This is a genomic window from Pantoea coffeiphila (assembly GCF_016909495.1).
Taxonomy (GTDB): domain Bacteria; phylum Pseudomonadota; class Gammaproteobacteria; order Enterobacterales; family Enterobacteriaceae; genus Erwinia; species Erwinia coffeiphila.
Map to the genome: position 1 here is coordinate 820,660 of NZ_JAFBFW010000001.1, position 18,970 is coordinate 839,629.

An 18,970-nucleotide genomic window follows, 5' to 3' on the forward strand; every position below is an offset into this window, starting at 1 on the left:
AAGTTAAATCCCTGTTAGTCACGCGCCAGCGCATTCAGCGCCTGGAGCAAATCGTCGCCGTCGCCGCGCAGGGCATTCAGCGAGTGTGATACACCCTGATTAAAGGCCACATCCGGCTGCGTCTGAGCGCGTACCCCGGTGGTCGGTATCAGGAACCGTTCGCTGGTTTCCGCTGCCGCGCGCGCAGACTCACTGCCGTGCAGCGTTAACAGCAGCGCCGGAGCGCCACCTGCCCGCTCAAGGCGCAGCTGAACCTGACCAACGCGGCCGGCATCGGCGGCGTTAATCTGCAGTTCGCTGCGCGCAGCGTCATAGCGTATCCACTCCGGCAGCGGGCGACCGTTGGCCAGTTGAACCGACACAATGCCGCCGCGCCCCGCCAGGCCAGGCGGCAGCGCATAGACCTGCTGGCCGTTGCCGCCGTCGTGCCATTCACCGCGCCATGCGGTGGCGCGCGCCAGCGCCGGGTTATCGGCGGTACGGGAAGTAAAGTTGACCTTCTCCAGCGTCGGCATCAGCGTTGGCATCAGCGGATCGAGCTGCCACGGCGCGGCCTGGTAGTCCAGCGGACCGCTGGCCAGCACCGGGGTATCGCTCAGCACCAGCGGATCGCGCGGTGCCTCGGCGCTGACCGGGATAAATTCCGGCTCGCGCTCCTGCCAGATAAAGCGTTCGGCATCGCCGTCCGCCTGTGGGAATAGCGTGACCGGGGTCATCACTACCGGTGAGACTCCCGCGCCCGCAGGCTGGATAGTCAGCGTAAAGGTGCGGCTGGCCACGCCGCCGTAAGGATCGGTGACGCTAACGGTAATCAGGTAGCTGCCGTCTGTGGCGGCGCGGCCGCTGAGGGTGCGGCTGTCGGCGTCAAAGCTCAGCCCGTCCGGCAGTCCGCTGACGCTCCAGGTCAGGTCATCGCCATCGGCATCGTTAAACAGATCCGCGGGCAGCGTCTGCTGCCAGTTGATGCCCGCAATCGGCTGGTCCGGGGTAAAGGTAGCGTCGGTGACCTGCGGCGCGCGGTTAGCCAGCAGCACCAGCGTGCGGCTGACGCTGGCACCCCAGGCATCGGTCGCAGTCAGCGTCAGGGTGTAGCGCCCGGACGGCAGCGTGCCGCTCAGCGTGTGGGTTTCGGCATCGAAGCTGAGTCCCGCAGGCAGGTTATCCGCCTGCCAGGTCAACGCATCGCCGTCGGCATCGCTAAACAGCGTATCGGCCAGCGCCACGCTAATGGCCGTACCGGACGAGACGCTGAAGCTGGTTTCGCCCGTGCCCAACTCCGGCGTGGTATTCACCCGCAGTTCAAGCTGGCGGGTAGCGCTGGCACCGTCGCCGTCGGTCACGGTAATGGTCAGGGAATAGACCCCTGCCGAGGTGGCGGTGCCGCTCAGCGTGCGGGTGGCCGCATCGAAGGTGATGCCGTCCGGCAGGCCGCTGATGCTCCAGCTCAGCGTGTCGTTATCAGCATCGGTAAACATCCCCTGTGGCAGCGTCGCGGTGTACGCCGTACCGAGGGTGATCACCGCAGGCTGATAGCTGACGTCGGTGCTCTGCGGCGCGTGGTTAATGGTGACAGCCTGCTGCCAGGCACCGCTGGTCAGCTCACCGTCGCTGACAATAAGTGACAGTGTCACCGTGCGTCCGGTGCTGTTGTCCGCATTGTTCCAGACCAGGCTGCTAATCACCCGCCCGGCGGTGGCGCTGCTGACGCCGTCGGCGAAGGTCACAACCAGCACGCCATCGTGCTGGCTGAAGCTGCCAATCACCGTACCGTTATCCACAACCTGGCCGTCGGCGTTCAGCGTCAGGCCGCTGTCGGCGGTGAAGGCAAAGCTGCCCAGCCCGCTGCTGTCGGTGACGGTAACGCTCGCCCCGCCGTAGTTGCCGCTGCCGTCGTTAAGCAGATCCAGCGCTTTATCCTTCAGCGTAACGTCGCTGCTGAAGTTCAGCTCCGCGCCGCTGCCGACGGTGTAGCGCACTTCTTCCACCACGGTAATCAGGCTGGCGAGCTGGCTGCCGCTGACGATCACCCCACCGTCGCGGGTGGTGATAATTTTGGTTGCGCCATTCAGCGCCGCGTACTCGCTGCTGCTCCAGCTGGAGGTCAGGGTCAGCTTGCCGCTGTTGCCGATGCTGTAAGCCTGCAACGTGCCGTCGCTCAGGGTGACGTACAGGCTGTCGCTGCTGGTCGCCAGCGCGGTCACCCCGCTGATATCGCTCATCACGCCCGTCTGCACGATCTGGCCGCTCTTCTGGTTCAGGCTGAAGATTTGCAGGCCGCTGCTGGTGGCGACATAGATCAGGCTGCCGTCTTCGCTGGCGGTAATTGCCGACGGTGAGTCGATAGACAGCTTGCTGCCGCTGGCGTCGGTGTCCTGATCGAAGACCGCGCCGAGCAGCGCCAGCGTGCCGTCCGCCTGGCGCTGGTAGACGATAATGGCGTTGGGGAACTGGCTGGATACCGGATCGGTGACGATAAACAGATAGTCGCCACTGATAACCTGCGCAACTGGCTGCCACAGGTGCGGCGGATCGAAGGCATTGGCTTCGACATCCCCGAGACTGGTCATCTTGCCGGTTTCGGCATCGATGGCGATCGCGCTGAGACCGCTCTGGTTATACACGTAGATCGTCAGCCCGTCGTCGGAGACCAGCACCGAGCTGATATCCCACATTTGCACGGTATCGAGCTGCGTCAGCGTACCGTCGGTCCCGATACTGAAGATATTCAGGCTGTAATTGATTTCATCATCCGGCGCGCCTTCCGCTTTGCCGCTGGTGCTGATCACCAGCTTGCTGCCGTTATCAATCAGGGCGATCTTGTCGATTTTACCCAGCCCGCTGTCCATGTTGCCGAGCCAGGTCAGCGCCCCGGTGGCGGTATCGCGGCTGAACAGCGCGACCTTGCCGCTGCCGTCGATGGCGTACAGGTTGGTGCCGTCGTCCGACAGCACGCTTTGGATAATCGTGCCGAGGCCGCTCACTTCACTGAGGCTTCCGGCCCAGGCCAGCTTATCGCTATCCGGTGAGCTGAGCTGCGGGCCCGCGTCCTGCGCCTGTAGCGTGATGACCGAATGGATATCCAGATCGGTACTGTCGCTGCCGCCGAGCGCGGTGCCGCCGTTGTCTTTAATGCCGGTCAGCACGATTTCGCGGCTGCCGAGATAGGCATCCGGGTTGCCGTAGCTAAGGGTGTTGATCAGCGTCTGCGCCTTTTCGGCGCTGATGCCCGCGTCGCTGACGATAGTGACCGAAGCCACGCCGTCGGTGACGCTGACGGTGACCACGATATTGCTGTCGGTCAGCACGCGAACGCCGTCGGCCAGCAGGACGTTTTTGCCGTCAATCACCAGATAATCGCTCTCGCCGTTCACCAGCCCGCTGACGCTAAGAGTGATTTGTACGATGCTCTGGTCGTTCTCGATGGTATCCACCACCGTGTTGCTGAACACCAGCGTGCTGCCGCTGGTGTCGCGATAGGTCGGGTCGGTGGCCTGGCTGCTGACTTCCGGCGCGTCGTTAATCTCGGTAACGTTGACCTCAACCGACTGACTGGCGGTGGTCCAGGGATCGCTGATGCTGACCACCATCGTCAGGGTGCTGCCCGGCGCTTTGCTGGTGCTCTGCCAGCTGATTTGATGCAGAACCTGGTTGGCGACGGCGGTAGTGACGTCGGCGGTAAAGGTGACCGTCAGGGTGCCCTCGCTGACGGTAAAGCTGGCAATGGCGGTGCCGTTAAGCAGGATGTTGCCGTTCTCCAGCGTCAGCCCGTTGCCCTCTTTCAGGCTGTAGCTGTCGTCGGCGTTGGCCCAACCCTCGCGTTCCATGGTAATGGTGGCGCCGTTGTAGTTGCCCGCACCGCCGTTGGCCGCATCATAGTCGACGTCGCGAAGCACCAGCTGGCTGGCGATCTCGTTGCTGCCGCGTTCGGTCCACGCCACGGAGACCAGATCCGTTGAGCTGTCGAATGAGCGCAGGCCGGTTTTGTAGTAGCGCGATCCGCCGTAGATCGATTTGCCGTCGTCGGAGACCGCCACGGCAATCATCGCGCCGTCGCCCTGAAGGGTATTGCGGAAAGTCAGGCTGCCATCTTCACCGATGGTGTACACGGCCAGGCTGGCCGCATTGGTGCCAACGTACAGCGCCGTACCGTCGGCGGAAACCGTCACCGACATCGGGAAACCACCGACCTCGGAGCTGACAGATTTTGACGAGATCAGGCTCATGCTGCCGTTCGCCGCATCGTAATGCAGCACGGTGAGATAGCCGTTAGTGCCGGTCACCACATAGACATAACCGTCATCGGAAACCGACATCTGGGTAAAGGTGCCGTTCAGTCCGCTGCTGGAGCCCAGCGTGCCCGCGCTGCTGGCATTGCCGTCTTTATCGGTCCAGGTCAGCGCAGTGCCATCGCGGGTCAGCTTCCCGGCATAGCTCAATACGCCGCTGCTGTCGGTGCTATAGAGGCTCATGTTGCCGGTGCTGCTGATGACGTACAGCGTACCGTTGGCGTCCAGGCTCATGCTCAGTACGCTACTCAGCCCGGTAAAACTTTCCTGTGCGGTCAGTTTGCCCTGGGCATCCACACTGTAGCGGTACAGCCCGCTGGCGCTCACCGCGTAAACGCTGCTGCCATCATCGGACACCACCAGCTTCACCGCCGTGGCACCGATTTCCGCGCCAGAAATCAGCGTCAGCGAACCGTCGTCGCCGAGAGTAAATGCCTGGAGCACCGCTTTGCCGCTGCTGTTAGTGCCGGACAGATACAGGGTGTTGCCATCGGCGGAGAAGGCCGACTGGGTGGTGCCCTGAATACCGTCGATTTCAATACCGTTGGCGTCGTTACCGTCATTGACGCTGCCCTGGGTATAGGTTTTTTGCAGCGTCAGCTCGCCGGTACTGGTATCGCGGCTGTACACACTAACGTAAATGGTGCCGCCCCAGTTGGTGCTGGTGCCGCCGATCACCACCAGGCTGGTGCCATCGTCGGAAAGCTTGATCGCGTCCACGTAGTAGCCATAGTTCTCAAGGCCACCCTTCGAGGTGTAAATCAGCGAGCTGGACTGCGGGCCAAGCGTCGGTTGGGTGTTGGCAGCCTCATCGGCGGTAATCACCCGCAGGGTCATATCACGGCTGGCGCTGTCGCCGGACTTATCGGTGACGGTAATGGTCAGGTAGTTATCGCTGAGCGAGGTCGCCGTACCGCTGATGGTCAGGGTTTCTGCATCGAAGGTCAGCCCTTCCGGCAGGCCCTCCACCGTCCACGTCAGCGTATCGCCGTAAATGGCATCGGCATCTTTGAACAGCGTGGTGTCCAGCTTCATGGTGAACGACTCGTTGACCACCGCCGAGCTGAGCTGGCTGCTGGCGTCCCAGTTGGTTTGCGGCGCGCGGTTATCAATCTGCGCCACTGCCAGCGACAGAGTCAGGCTGGCTGAGGCACCGGTGCTGTCCTTCGCGCTGATGGTGATGCTGAACGTGCCAACTGCCGTAGTGGAGCCGGAAATCGTGTGGGTCTCGGCATTAAAGGTCAGACCGTCCGGCAGGCCGGTGACACTCCAGATCAGGTTTTCGCCGTCGGCATCGCTAAACAGCGCAGGCAGCTCCAGCCAGTAGTCCGTCTCGGTAGTGGCCTGCGGCAGAGTATATCCGGCGGCCACCTCCTGGTTGAGCAGCGGACTGGTGTTGACGCGCAGCAGTACGGTGCCGGTGTTGCTGTTCAGCTGGCCGTCGTTGACCACCACGCTGAGCGTCACCAGCGCGCTGCTGGTCCCGGTGGTCGCCCACATCACCTGCTGGAGCACCTGATTAGCGGTGGCGGTGGTCACGTCGGCGGTGAAGGTGATTTTCACCGTATTACCGCTGGCGGCAACGGTGCCAATCACGCTGCCGTTGAGCAGCAGCTGGCTGCCCTGCTGGGTCAGGCCGCCGTCGCTGGCGAAGCTGTACTGGCTGTCGCTGCTGCCGGAGGCGGTCAGGGTGATCGAGGCCCCTTTATAGTTGCCCGCGCCGTTATTCAGCACGTCGAAGTTGCTGTCGGACACGTTCATGCCGGTGGTCACCGCCACCGGACTGCCGCCGACGGTGTAGGTGATCAGCGAGGTGTACACCTCCACGCTGCTGCCGCCGACCACCGCCAGCGAAGTGCCGTTGCTGGCCAGCGCGGTGCTGCCGCCGGTGGTCTGGCTGCTGACCAGGGTGAGCGCACCGGTGCTGGCAATGGCATAGACCGACAACTCGCCGCTGCTGGTGCTAACGTACAGCAAAGTGTTGTCGCTGCTGATGACCACGTCTTTCGCCGAGGAAATGGTGCGGGTTTCAATCTGCGTCAAAACGCTGCCGTTGAAGCTCCAGGCAATCAGTTTGCCGTTGTTGGTATTCAGGGTATAAATCACGCTGCCGTCGCTGCTGGCGGCCACCTGATACTGATAGGTGAAATCACGCGTTGAGGTGACCGTAGTATTGGTCACTTCTTCCAGCGTGTTCACGCCATCTTTTGTCACGCGTTTCAGCACGGTGAGCGTTTCAAACTCGCCGCCGGGGTTCATCACAAACACATAATCGCCCACCGAGGTCAATCCGGCGTGGCGGTCAACGTTGGTGGTAAGACGATCGGCAAAGGTCAGCGCGCCCTGGGCATTGATATCATAGATATAAATCCCGTTCACATTCGAGCTGATATACAGCTGTTTACCATCCTCGCTGATGGCCATATTGATCGGCTTGTCGCCGATGGCTTCTTTACTGGCGAAGGTCAGCGTACCGTCTGCGGCGCGGGTCAGCGTGATGATAGAACTGGTGGCGCTATTTCCATCGGCACTCAGCACCACGTTCAGCAGATAAACCGCCTTATCGCCCACCGCCATGCCGCTGGTCACGGCAAAATTAGCCGTATCGCTGAAGGTTTGCAGTTTGGTCAGTACGCCGCTGTCGGAAACGCTGTAGACCACCACACTTCCCTTGCTGCTGGCGACGTAGGCGAATGCGCCGTCCGGCGAATAGCTCACGGCATTGGCGCCGTCGGCAAGATCGGACACGGTGAGATCGTCCAGCAGCGTCAGGTCGCCGGTGCTGTCCACTTCGGGCGCGAGGTTTTTATCGTTATCGATGGTGACGGTACTACTGATATCAAGATCGGTGCTGTGGTTTTGCGCGTCGCTAAGGGTTCCCAGCCGCACGGTGACGGTGCCGTTAGCCACCTCGCCGTCCAGCGCGCGATAGCTGATGCCGTTAATCAGTGTCTCCACCGCATCGGGGGTCACCGTACCCGCATTGGTCAAAAACAGCGTAATCGTGGTGGTGTTATCGGCAATCGCCACGCTGTAGGAGTAGTGGCTGTTGGCCGTTTCACCGAACGCGCTGGTGGTGGTCAGAGTAATCGCCGTACCGTCAATCACCAGCGCCTGGTTGCTGCCGCTGGTGTTAACGCTGATGGTCAGCTTGCTGATTTCGTCACCGCTGCTGTCCGCCGCTACGCTGGCGTTGCTGAACAGGTGCACGTCGGCACCCGGCGTGCCGGAAGCGTCAATGCTAAACACCGCATCGCTGACCGGCGTCGCGGTGGCGACCGGTGCGGTGGTGGCAACGGCGGTGGCGTCGGCCACGTCGGCGGCGGTGGTGACCGCAGCGGCATCAAACATCATGCGCGGCTCAAGCGCCAGCGTCAGGCTCCAGGCCGGGCGTGTGGATGATTTTTTCATGAGTTCACCTAATAATTAACGCGTTCTGCCGGATGAATTACTCGATCAGGCGTACGGAACTGCTCTGTTTATCGATACTCGCCAGAATGTCATCCAGCTTGTTGCTGATTTGACCTTCGGCCCCGGAGAAACTGGAACTGTCGGCAAACTCCACCGAACCGCCATCGTTGTTGGTACACACCTGCAAACCGGGCAGCGCAATGCGGTCAAACAGCCCGCGGCCAAAATCCTCCGGATCGCCCGGACGCACGCCGATGAAATAGAACTTGATATCGCGGTTGCGGAAGCTGTTGCACAGCGATCGGAAGCGCGCGGTGGCGGCCGGGGTGGCCTGTCCGGTTTCTTCGCCGCCGTCGATCGCCTCACCCACCCAGGCGTTATAGGAATCGGTGTCGAACCAGTCGCCGGTGGTGTTGGCCATCATCACAATCACTTTCAGGTTGCCGCTGCCGCTGTCGTTAAAGTCCAGCGGATATTCGCTGTCGCCCCAGCCGTCACCGCCGCGGAATGCCGGGGACAGCGCCATCGCGCCCCAGCCCATGGCGATGGCGTAGTTCACGTTAAAGTGCGACTCCATCTGGTTGAGGCGGTCGGAGATCTTGCCAAGATCGTCGGTCAGCGGCAGCAGCGCCGCCGTCGGGCAGCCCTTATCGCCGACGATAAAGCGCGTGTCGTTCACCCCGGTGGCCTGGCCGAAGTCCGGGTTTGGCCCCACCCACTGAATAAACGGCATCCAGGTGGCGTTTATCGGCAGATCGTGGCGGTAATGTATCCAGAAGCTTTTGGCCGGAGCCTCTTCCCAGAAGTAGTTATCCCCCTGGTCCAGCCCGCGATAGAGGCACATCCGCTTCGACTGCAAATCGGGCATCATGCGGCTGGCCATATTGGCAATACCGTAGTCGTTGTTACGAAACAGCGAGGTCAGTTCGACCGGCGTCAGCGCCTGGGTCAGCGACCAGCTGCGGATGCGGGTGCTCCAGTTATCGGCATCCCAGACGCTGACCGACTGGCTGTAGGGCACCAGCGCCATTCGCCTGTCGGGGAAGTCGGTGAGGAACTCATCGGCAAAGGTATTGGTCAGGCGACGCAGCACCGCCAGGTCGGCGGCCTGCTCGCTGGAGGTGTTCGGCAGTATCATCGCCAGTTCTGCCGGGCGATAGATCACCTCGGCGGTGGAGTAGATCTCCTGCTCCTGCGAGCCGACATCCAGCAGTTCAGGATCGCTGGCGTAGCTGACGCTAACGGTAAAGGTGCGATGGGCTTTGTCCGTCCGCCCTTCGCTGACCGCAATATCGGAGATCCGCAGCTGTTCCGCCAGGCGGCTGTTGAGGCCGAGGTTGGTCCGCACGTATTCCCAGGCCAGCTGCTGCTTTTCACCGTCGCCGAAACTGCTGTTATTTTTAATCAGCGACTCGCGCCCTACCGCCAGCGCCGCCGCATCCGCCGCGCGCTTGATCTGCGCCGCGTCGCCGGTGGTTTGTACGCTGTCGAGAATAAAGGCCCCGCTGACCAGCAGCGCCATCATGCCCAGCACGTAAAAAGCGGTTCCTGCGCCTTTTTCCTGGCGGCAGAAACGGCGAACCGCGCGGTTCAGTACGCTGAGGGAGTTATTCATCGGCGTCTTCCTCCAGCCCGGCTTCCGCCGCCAGCGTGGCGTCCAGCGTCAGGGTATTGCGGGTAACACGGTTAATGGCTGAAACCTTCAGCTGGTTTTTCACCGTCAGGCCACCCAGCATGGTGATATCGCTGCCGTTGCGGCACAGTTCCACCACAATCATCGACACATTCTCTTTCCCCGACTCTTCATTCACTTCCGGCAGTTCACCGGGCCAGGTGCTACCTGTCGGCACCACGTTATCGGTACAAATACCGGTGTTATTGCCGCGTGACAGCTGCCAGTAAACCTGGCGATTCTGCCGCACGTTGGCGATATTCAGCTGGTAGCTGCCGGTGTTTTCGTCGGGAATAGCAGCGGCAAGCAGTCCGCTCAGACCCTGGCGGCTCAGTTCACTTTGCATCGCCAGCACCGAAGCAATCGCCCCGGCGCGCTGTTCCATATGTTCGCGCTCCAGCTCAACGGTAATCAGGTCGGTGAGTACCGCCCCTGCCGCCAGCACAATCGGCAGCGCCAGCGCGGTTTCCACCGCCAGCGAGCCGTGCTGTTGCCGCCACAGGCGACGCAGAAGGTTATTCATCGTTCAGTTCCGTGCCGAAAACGTGTTTGTACTGGTAGCGGAAGGTGTTCCCCAGCGACAGCACTTCCGGCAGCGGCGAGAGAAACTCCTTTTTGATCTGCACGGTCACCGACCAGACCGGCAGCGTCTGGCGATTTTCGCCCTGCTCGTCGTCGGACACCGTCAGGCCACCCAGCTCGCTCAGGCTGTCAAAGTGCAGCACGCTGACCGACAGATCGTCGGCGGAGATATAGCCGTAGCCCGCTTTTACCATGCGGCTACGCAGCGAATCGGCCATATCGCTGGCGCTTTCGCTTTCCAGCGTGTCCAGGCGAAACGACTGCACGGCGTTATCCAGCGCCACGCTGCCGATGCCGATCACCAGGCCGATGCGCGCCAGCTCAAACAGCATCATCACGCCCACCAGCACCACTGGCGCAAGGAACGCCAGCTCGGTGGCAATCACCCCGCGTTCACAGCGGGCGGCGGCGGAGAAGCGGCGCAGTTTTCCGCCTGTCATTGGGCGTTTTCGCTTAGCGGCAGCATCTGGGTGCTGGCCAACAGCAGCGGATTGCCGTTACCGCCTTTCTGCTTCAGCTCGTCGGCGCGGGTGCTCAGCGTGGCGATCAGCCCGTCAATGCGGTCGGACGCGGCCAGATGGGACAGCGTGTCGCGCGCGGCGGACTCATCCCCTTTGTAGAGATACGCCAGCGCCAGATTCAGGCGCAGCGACGGGTTGTTCATATCGGCGGTGCGCAGCTGGCCGATGGCGCGATCCGGCTGGCCGCTGGAGAGCCAGGAGAGCGCGAGGTTGTTCATCACCGCCACGTTGCCCGGCTCGCTTTGCAGCGCCTGCTCGAAGCGGCGGCGGGCCTCATCGTGGCGGCCCTGGGCATCCAGCAGTACGCCCATGCCGTTGAGTGCAGTGGCGTTGCTGCCGTCGCGGCGTAGCGCACACTCGAAATCTTTCGTGGCAGTGGTCATGCGGCCCAGCGCCAGCTCGGCGCGGCCCATGCCGAGGCACAGTGCCAGCGCTTCGGTGTCCGCCATTTTGTCGATATTGCCGCCCAGCGCGTTGCGGGCACGGCCATACAGCGCCAGCGCCTGAGCCGGCTGCTGCACCGGTGCGCTGACGGTGGCGTATTCCAGCATCTCGGCTCCGTTCAGCTTGCCGCGTGCGTCCAGGCGGGCATACACCTCGCTGGCCGCTTCCAGCCGACCCTGATCGCGCAGCAGGCGCGCCAGCTTCAGCCCTTCATCTTTGCTGCCCTTCAGGGTCAGGCCGGAACTGCACCCGGCCAGCATCAGGCCGCAGATCAGCGCCAGCAGCAGGCGCGGGGTAAACAGTGACGGAGCGTTTTTCATCAGCATTTCAGGATCTCTCGTTATTGGGCCAGCAGGCGGATCACGCGCAGCAGCGCGGGAGCGGCCATAATGGCGATAATCGGCGGCAGAATAAGGGCCATCAGCGGTACGCTAAGCTGCGCGGGCAGCTTCCCGGCCTTCTCTTCCAGGGTCAGCAGCAGGGTTTTACGGCTTTCATCGGCAATAGTGCGCAGCGCCTGAGACAGCGGCGTGCCGTAGCGCTCCGCCTGCAGCAGGGTGGCGACCATGCTTTCGATTTCCGCCACGCGGGTGCGCTCGGCCAGGTGATACAGCGCGGTGTTACGGTCGGCAAGAATTTGCAGTTCGGCGGCGGTATAGCGCAGCTCGTCGGCCATTTCCGGTGCGGACAGGCCCAGCTCTTTCGAGACCACCTGCAAAACACGGCCAATCGGCAGGCCCGCTTCAGCGCAGACCACCATCAGATCCAGCGCATCGGGCACCGCACGGGCCAGTTTTTCACCGCGACCGGCGGCGCGCATCTTCAGCCAGAACTCCGGCAGCAGCCCGCCAACGAAGAAGCCAATCAGCATCGCCGCCAGCCCGGTCAGGCTGAAGCGATCCCCGGCGGGCAGTGCGCCGATGTTAAGCAGTAGTCCCAGCGCCACGCCGAACGCCAGCTTGCCGCTCAGCAGCCAGCCAAGCGTTTCCACGCGGCGGAATCCGGCCAGGTCCAGCAGACGGCGCAGCTGCTGGCGATCGCGGTCCGACCCCGCCATTCGCTCGCCGAAACTCGCCACCGGCAGCAGCACTTTCTCCAGCTGTGGCGACAGTGCGGCACCCTGATTACGCAGAATGCTCAGTTCATCCACCGTGCCGCCCTGCTCTGCGTCACCGTTACTGATATGCGGTGCCAGCCGCGCCTGCAGGCGCTGCAACGCGCCGCTGCGGCGGCTTCTCAGCAGCAGCCACAGGCCAGCAACAATCAGCAGCAGCGCCAGCCACAGCATAGAATCCGGGTTATGACTCATGATTTACGGCTCCTTACGCGATGCGTTTAACCATCAGATGGGTGATCAACATGCCCAGCGTGATGCTGCACAGCGCGTAAATCAGAATGGTGCTGCCCACCGGATCGCTGAACAGGAAGGTGATGTCCTCCGGCGATTTGAGGTACATGTAGCCCAGGCAGCAGGGGAACAGTGCGGCGACGATCTTGGCCGACGCGCGGGCCTCTGAGGTTTTCGACTGCACCTTCATTGCCAGCTCGCGGCGCTGGCGTAACGTGGTGGCAAGCCGCTCCAGGGTTTCCCCCAGACGACCACCCGCTTCCTGGTTGATAATCAGGATCACCGCGAAAAAGCGGTATTCGGCCATCGGCACCCGTCCGGCGGAGGTCTGAATCACCTGACGCAGTGGAATACCGAGCTTCAGCCAGTGATCGATAGTGCGGAACTCGGTCGCCAGCGGGCCGCTGAGGTGCGAGGCGACCTGACCAAAGGTGTTGGCAACCGGCACCCCGGCGCGGACGCTGCGGGTGATGGCGTCAATGGCATCCGGCAGCCCTTCGCGCAGCTGATGCAGGTGTTTTTGCAGGCTGCTGCGGAACAGCAGCACGGCGATCGCCAGCGTGACCAACACGGAGAACAGCAGGCCAAAGGTCAGCGGCATCGGCGTGCGCTGGCCAAGGGTCATGCCGACCAGCAGCCCGACGGCGGAAAGGATCAGCAGGCGCTTGCGCAGGGTTGGCTGCCAGCCGATAAACGCCAGCTGCTGCCACAGTTTCGCCAGCAGCGGCCCGAGCAGCGGCACCGAGGCCAGCGGCGTCTGCGCCTGGCTGCGCAGAATCGACACATCCTCTTCACCGGCGGCTTCCGCCCCCTCACCGAGAATTTGTGCGAAGCGCAGGCGGCGCTGTTCGTCCAGCTGGCGCTGACGCCGCCAGTGGCTGACGGCCAGCACCACAATCAGCACGCTGAGAAATACCAGCCCGGTGATCAGATTCAGCTTAAACGCGTTCATCAGGCTCCCTTAATGCGCATCGAACAGGTGCGCTTTGTCCGCGTAGAACTGCGGGCGCTGAATGGTCTGCACGTATTCGCCGGTGATGCGTCCCTGACCGTCCGAACCGGTGACGCGGAAGTTGAACAGGTCCTGCATTTGCAGCACCTCGTTTTCCATGCCGCACAGTTCGCTGACCGCCACCACGCGGCGCATACCGTCGCGCATACGCTCAATCTGTACGATCAGATGTACCGCACTGGAGATCTGGCGGCGGATAGCCATCAGCGGCAGCTGCATGTTGGCCATCATCACCATGTTTTCCAGGCGCTGAACCGCATCGCGAGTGGTGTTAGCGTGCACGGTACACAGCGAACCGTCGTGGCCGGTGTTCATCGCCTGCAGCATGTCGAAGCACTCGCCGCCGCGCACCTCACCCAAAATAATGCGGTCCGGACGCATACGCAGGGCGTTACGCATCAGGTCGCGCTGGTCAACTTTGCCGCTGCCCTCGGCGCTGACCGGGCGCGTTTCCAGGCGTACCACGTGCTCCTGCTGCAATTGCAGCTCGGCGGCGTCTTCGATGGTGATAATGCGATCGGTGCTGTCGATTTTCTGCGACAGCGCGTTCAGCAGCGTGGTTTTACCGGCACCGGTTCCGCCGGAAACAATCACGTTCAGCCGCGCCTGCATCGCTTTGTTCAGCACGTCCGCCATCGCCGGAGACATACAGCCCTGCGAGGCCAGGTGCTCCAGCGACAGGTTGCGGCGCATAAATTTACGGATCGAAATGGTGGTGCCGTCGATCGCCAGCGGGTAGGTGATGACGTTGACGCGGCTGCCGTCCGGCAGGCGGGCATCGACCATCGGGCTGGACTCATCGATGCGGCGGCCCACACCGGCGGCAATGCGCTGGGCGGTGTTAAAGACGTGCTCTTCATCGATAAAAGTGATCGGCGACAGCTCCAGCTTGCCGAAGCGCTCGACAAACACCTGTCCGGCACCGTTAACCAGAATGTCGTTGACCGTGTCGTCAGACAGCAGCGGCTGGATCGGACCGATACCGGTCATCTCGTCCAGCATTTCACCGGCAATCAGCTCTTCTTCCTGCCGCGACAGCTGCAGGCGCTGGTCATCACACAGCTGGCGAATGGCCGACTGGATTTGCAGCAGCAACTTGTCGCGGGACATCGCCGCTGCGCGACCGGCATCGATCAGGTCGTAGAGCTGCGAACGGATCAGTCGACGGTTGCCGTTGCGGCTTTCCACCTGCGGGCGCGGCGCGGCAGAAACCTGGCGCGGCTCCGGCACCTCGGCAACGCTGGCCGCCTGCGGTGCGGCGTCCGGTTTTCTGACCGGTTCTTCGCGGCGCGGGGTTGCGGGTTTACGCATCAGCATGGGATTTTTCCTCACGTTAGTTCGCTCAGGCGCGCTTAAGCAGGCCGTTCAGCCAGTTCTTTTTCACCGGCTGCAGGCGCTGCCCGCAGGCGAGATCTACCAGCTGGCGCATCGCCTGGCGGAATGGACCGCTGGCGGCCAGATCCAGCGCCCCCAGGCTCAGGCTCTGCCCGAGTCCAACACCGGCATGCGGCAGCACAAGGTCCAGCGGACGGCCAACCAGCGCTTCAAACTGCGCGCGGGTCAGCGGTGCGGCGGCGGCATAGTGGCTCTGGTTATGCACCAGCATCAGCCGCTGCCCTTCGCTCTCGTCGCCGATGGCCTGGATGATGCGCTTAACGTTGCGCGCGTCCTGCACCGTCAGTTCGGTGACGATAATGCGCAGGTCGGCACAGCAGATCACATCCAGCGCGCCGTTCGGGAACGAGCCGGGCAGATCCCACACCACCTGATTGAACATGCGGCACAGGCTGCCGCCGAGGTGCAGCACCGCGTCGGCATCCGGCTCGCTCAGCGGGCCTAAATCCGGTTTTTGCGCCAGCAGGTGCAGACGGGTGTCCACCTGCAACATCGCGCGCTGGAGAAGACGGGTATCCAGCTGGCTGCTTTCCAGCACCGCCGACAGGCCACCGCTCTCGCTCACGCCCTGAAGCAGCAGCTGATCGCCGTGGCGGCGGTCGAAGTCCACCAGCGCCACCGGCAGATGCCGTTCGCCGGACATCAGCTGTGCCAGCCCGGCAGCAACGGTGCTGGTGCCCACGCCGCCGCTGGCACCGACGACCGCCACGGTGCGCCCGGTGCGGGCATATTCCGGGCCGGACTGCTGGCCGTCGCACTTCGCCAGCGTGGCGGAGAGCAGATCGAGGGTGCAGGGTTTCACCAGATACTCGGTCACACCCAGCTGCAACAGCGCGCGGTACAGACCAATATCCTGCCCCTGGCCGAGCGCGATAATCCGCGTCTGCGGGCCGCACATCGCCATCAGGCTTTCCAGCGCTGGCAGCGGCCAGGCTTCGCCGTCCAGATCCACCAGCAGCACCTGCGGCGGCAAATTCACTTCGCACCACTGCGCGGCGGCGCTCAGTCCACCGGCCAGCACCTGCGCATCGCTGCGCTTCAGCCGCGCCAGATCTTCACGCAGCTGGCTCTGCGGCCCGCTGCCCTGGATAAACGCCACCAGTCCGGTGCCCCACTCTTCGCCTTCCTGCTGGGCGGAATTCGTTGCCTCGCTCATACGCTTAACCTTCCGTTAATCTTCGTCGAAGTTAATGTCGATGAGGTCTTTCACCTCGTTCTGCTGGTAGCGTTCGATGCTGTTGACGATCACCACGCCGTCGGCATCATCCAGGCTGCGCGCCTGGATCAGATCGCGCGGGTCCGCCACCATCTGCGCCAGGTTGCTCTGGTTGGCACAGCCGAGGTAGCCCACGGCCTCATACGGCTTGACCATCAGCAGGTTGGGATCGTTGATCTGACAGCGGGTGTTGGTCACCGCCAGCGCCTGCGACTGCAGTTGCAGATCGCCACCGCGCCCGGCGGACGGCACGCGGCCCATCACCCGTACGTGGCGCTTGTCGGCACCGGCATTCTGTAAGGCGTTCGCCAGACGATTCGCCAGCTGTTCGCCGCGTGGGGTCCACGGCGTCAGCGTCAGGGTCTGTTTTTCCAGCCTGCCCTGCTGTTTCAGCAGCTGATTAACCGCCGCCAGCGATTCCGGGGTCAGCCCCTGGCCGTTACGATCGACCTGAAGATTGACCGCCAGCGAGGACGGCTTCACCTTCACCGCCGCCAGATCCGGCTGATTGAAACGCTCCATGCGTTCGGCGCTGATATCGCGGTCGCTGCACGCGGCCAGCGTGGTCATCAGCAGCGCAATACCGCTCAGGCGCAGGGTAAATAAAGAATAATTTTTCATGTTTATCGCCTGTCAGTAGAGGTAGCCAGCGGCACCGAATTCAGGAGTTACGGCATCGATCATCTTCACGCCGCTGCCCGGGGTTTGCAGCTGACCGGCGCTTACCGGGGCAACCACGTAGGCGGTGGCGATGATCACCAGTTCGGTTTCTTCGCTGCTGGTTGACTCTTTCTCAAACATGCGGCCCACCACCGGAATCGATGACAGACCCGGCACGCCGTCTACCGTCTGGCTGTTGCTGCTGCGCAACATGCCTGCCAGGGCGAAACTCTGTCCGCTGGCCAGCTCGACGGTGGTGTCGGCACGGCGCACGGTCAGTGCAGGAATGGTGGAACCCCCTTCCAGCTGAACCGAACCGACCGAGGTCAGCTCGCTGACTTCCGGCGCGATATGCAGACTGATGCGGTTGCCCGACAGCAGGGTTGGCGTCATACGCAGGATCACGCCGTAGGATTTGTAGTCGATGCTGATGCTGTTGCCGGTGACCAGAACAATCGGCACCTCACCACCGGCGGCAAACGCGGCAGTTTCACCGGACATCGCCGTCAGGTTCGGCTCGGCAAGCACCGAGGCAAGGCCCTGCGAGTTCATCGCCGAGAGCAGTGTGCTCAGCGAACCGTCGCTGCCGGTGCTGCTATAGCCCAGCATGCCGCTGCCGCCTTCACGGGTGAAGGTGTTGCTGGTGGCGCTGAAGAAGTCGGTTAACGCACCGCTGCCGAAGCCGAAGCTGTTGCCGCCGCGATTCAGCGAGGCATCCCAGTTAAAGCCCAGTTCGTGGGTCAGCTTGCGGGAGACTTCCACCACGCGAACGCGGATGTTGATCTGTGAAGGGGTACGCACCTTCAGCTGGTTCACCACGTTAGGTGACGTGGTGCTGGAGCCAGGCTGAGCGTTGCCTGAACCGCCGCCACCGCCAGAACCACCACCGGCTCCGCCGCCTTGTCCGCCACCGCCACCCGATCCACCCGCGCCGCCGGAAGAACCGATCCATGCCTGCACGCTGTCGATAACTTTCTTGGCATCCTGCGGAGTTTCCACGCTGCCGCGCACGATCACGCCGCTCGGCACCGAGGCTTCCAGCTGGATCTGTGCATCCGGGAACTCACGGCGCAGACGCTCTTTCAGCGCCGCCAGGTCGTGCTCGGCTACCAGGCGAATTGCGCTGATCACCTGGCCGTCGGCATCCATCGCATACAGCGTGGTGGTGCCGACGGTTTTGGCATAGACAAACACATTGCCCGGGGATGGCAGCTCAAAGCTGGCGATTTCCGGGTCGGCAACCAGCACGCTGTCCGGGACTTCATCCAGCTGCAGCATGCGCCCCTGGTGAACGTTCAGGTGGATCTCGCTGGTGGCGTCAATCTGGGTGACCGCAGCCGCTGGCAGTGCCAGGGTGGCTAACACCCAGCTGACGGCCGTCAGCAATCGTTTGCCAGCCGGGCGGCGGCAAAAGTCGGTAGGTTTCATCTTCATTTAGGAATATCCGTGACTGGGATTATCTCATCCGTGCTGCCGCAGCCTGCGGCAGCACGCTGTCATCTTGCCTGGAACTGCTGCACGTTCTGCTTATCGGCCCGGAAGGTTTTCACCTTCACATTGCCCTGTGAACCGCCGTAAATACTGGTGGTATCTGCCAGACGGGTAACCGGGGTCAGCGCGGCTTCAACATCATCTTCCGCCTCTACAGGGCTACGCAGCGCCAGCTGCAGCAGGCCAACCTCTTTCGCAACGGCGAGCACTTCCGCCTGCTGCGGCGTGGCTTCAACGGTCACGGTTTGATAGACCGGGTTACGCGGGCGCGCCGGGGCATTTTTACCCGTCGCGTCGCCGTCAACGTCCTGGCGCGGACGCACGTCGGTGTCGGTCTGGCTGTTCATCGCCAGTACCCGCAGATTGCGCGCCACGGTCTGGGCGGCCAGCATGGGTACGACAACGGGTTTATCGGCGGTGGGAGCCAGCTGCATCTGCTCATCACGGCGCAGACTGAGGATCACATCCACCCGGTCACCGGCGGAAACCAGACCGGAGTTGCTGGCGACGGCGCTGGTCGGGATAGAGATGGCACGCATACCCGGATGCAGCACGGCGGCGACAAATCCAGGTTCGTTTGGACGCACCAGCATATTGCTGCTGAGGCGGGTGCCTGCGGGAATACGTTCGCGCAGCGTGGCACCGAACAGTTTATTTTCCTGGTCTTTACCACTGACGAAATAAAACGAGCGGGAAACGGACTCCGTCGTTTCTTCCCAGCGTAGGGCAGAGGGATCGATAAAATCACCCGGAGAGAGATCGCGCGCGGCGACTAATACTGCGGTTTTTTCCACTGGAGCCTTTGCCGCCTGTTTAGCAACCGGTGCAGAGAGCTGGCTGCGGACGACCAACGCGACCACACCGGCAGCAATTAGCGCCCCGGCTAATAATACCGTTGAATTAATTTTCATTTTTTTATATTTACCGGTTCA

General features: G+C 62.5%; 12 protein-coding genes. All 12 read right to left on the reverse strand.

The genetic code is table 11. From position 1 onward, the window contains the following. Positions 1 to 14 precede the first annotated feature (14 nt). Positions 15 to 7,697: a putative Ig domain-containing protein gene (locus JOE09_RS03880; RefSeq protein ID WP_205064856.1), complete on the reverse strand. Its 7,683-nt coding sequence runs from the start codon at positions 7,695 to 7,697 to the stop codon at positions 15 to 17. A gap of 37 nt (positions 7,698 to 7,734) precedes the next feature. Beyond that, positions 7,735 to 9,312: a hypothetical protein gene (locus tag JOE09_RS03885; protein WP_205064857.1), complete on the reverse strand. Its 1,578-nt coding sequence runs from the start codon at positions 9,310 to 9,312 to the stop codon at positions 7,735 to 7,737. After that, on the reverse strand, positions 9,305 to 9,892 hold the full coding sequence (locus JOE09_RS03890) for a TadE/TadG family type IV pilus assembly protein (protein ID WP_205064858.1): 588 nt from the start codon (positions 9,890 to 9,892) through the stop codon (positions 9,305 to 9,307). The genes JOE09_RS03885 and JOE09_RS03890 overlap by 8 nt, the downstream gene beginning before the upstream one ends. Then, a complete protein-coding gene (locus JOE09_RS03895) occupies positions 9,885 to 10,391 on the reverse strand; it encodes a TadE/TadG family type IV pilus assembly protein (protein ID WP_205064859.1) in 507 nt (168 codons plus the stop codon). The genes JOE09_RS03890 and JOE09_RS03895 overlap by 8 nt, the downstream gene beginning before the upstream one ends. After that, positions 10,388 to 11,242 (reverse strand): tetratricopeptide repeat protein, encoded by an 855-nt coding sequence (locus JOE09_RS03900; RefSeq protein WP_205064860.1) that lies wholly within the window; start codon positions 11,240 to 11,242, stop codon positions 10,388 to 10,390. The genes JOE09_RS03895 and JOE09_RS03900 overlap by 4 nt, the downstream gene beginning before the upstream one ends. A gap of 14 nt (positions 11,243 to 11,256) precedes the next feature. Beyond that, a complete protein-coding gene (locus JOE09_RS03905) occupies positions 11,257 to 12,225 on the reverse strand; it encodes a type II secretion system F family protein (protein ID WP_205064861.1) in 969 nt (322 codons plus the stop codon). A gap of 13 nt (positions 12,226 to 12,238) precedes the next feature. Then, a complete protein-coding gene (locus JOE09_RS03910) occupies positions 12,239 to 13,216 on the reverse strand; it encodes a type II secretion system F family protein (protein ID WP_105594315.1) in 978 nt (325 codons plus the stop codon). Positions 13,217 to 13,225: 9 nt separating this feature from the next. Beyond that, the gene (locus JOE09_RS03915) at positions 13,226 to 14,593 is read right to left on the reverse strand and encodes a TadA family conjugal transfer-associated ATPase (RefSeq protein ID WP_205064862.1); all 1,368 of its coding nucleotides are present in this window, start codon (positions 14,591 to 14,593) and stop codon (positions 13,226 to 13,228) included. Between the two features lie 25 nt (positions 14,594 to 14,618). Beyond that, the gene (locus JOE09_RS03920) at positions 14,619 to 15,827 is read right to left on the reverse strand and encodes a CpaE/TadZ family protein (RefSeq protein ID WP_105594313.1); all 1,209 of its coding nucleotides are present in this window, start codon (positions 15,825 to 15,827) and stop codon (positions 14,619 to 14,621) included. Between the two features lie 15 nt (positions 15,828 to 15,842). Next, entirely contained in the window at positions 15,843 to 16,508 is a 666-nt protein-coding gene (locus JOE09_RS03925; protein WP_200544461.1) for a CpaD family pilus assembly lipoprotein, read from the reverse strand. 12 nt (positions 16,509 to 16,520) lie between these two features. Continuing rightward, positions 16,521 to 17,981 carry a type II and III secretion system protein family protein gene (locus JOE09_RS03930; protein ID WP_205064863.1) on the reverse strand — a complete coding sequence of 487 codons (1,461 nt, stop codon included), beginning with the start codon at positions 17,979 to 17,981 and terminating at the stop codon, positions 16,521 to 16,523. Between the two features lie 62 nt (positions 17,982 to 18,043). Beyond that, complete coding sequence (cpaB, locus tag JOE09_RS03935; protein ID WP_205064864.1) at positions 18,044 to 18,949, reverse strand: Flp pilus assembly protein CpaB; 906 nt, start codon at positions 18,947 to 18,949, stop codon at positions 18,044 to 18,046. Positions 18,950 to 18,970 lie beyond the last annotated feature (21 nt).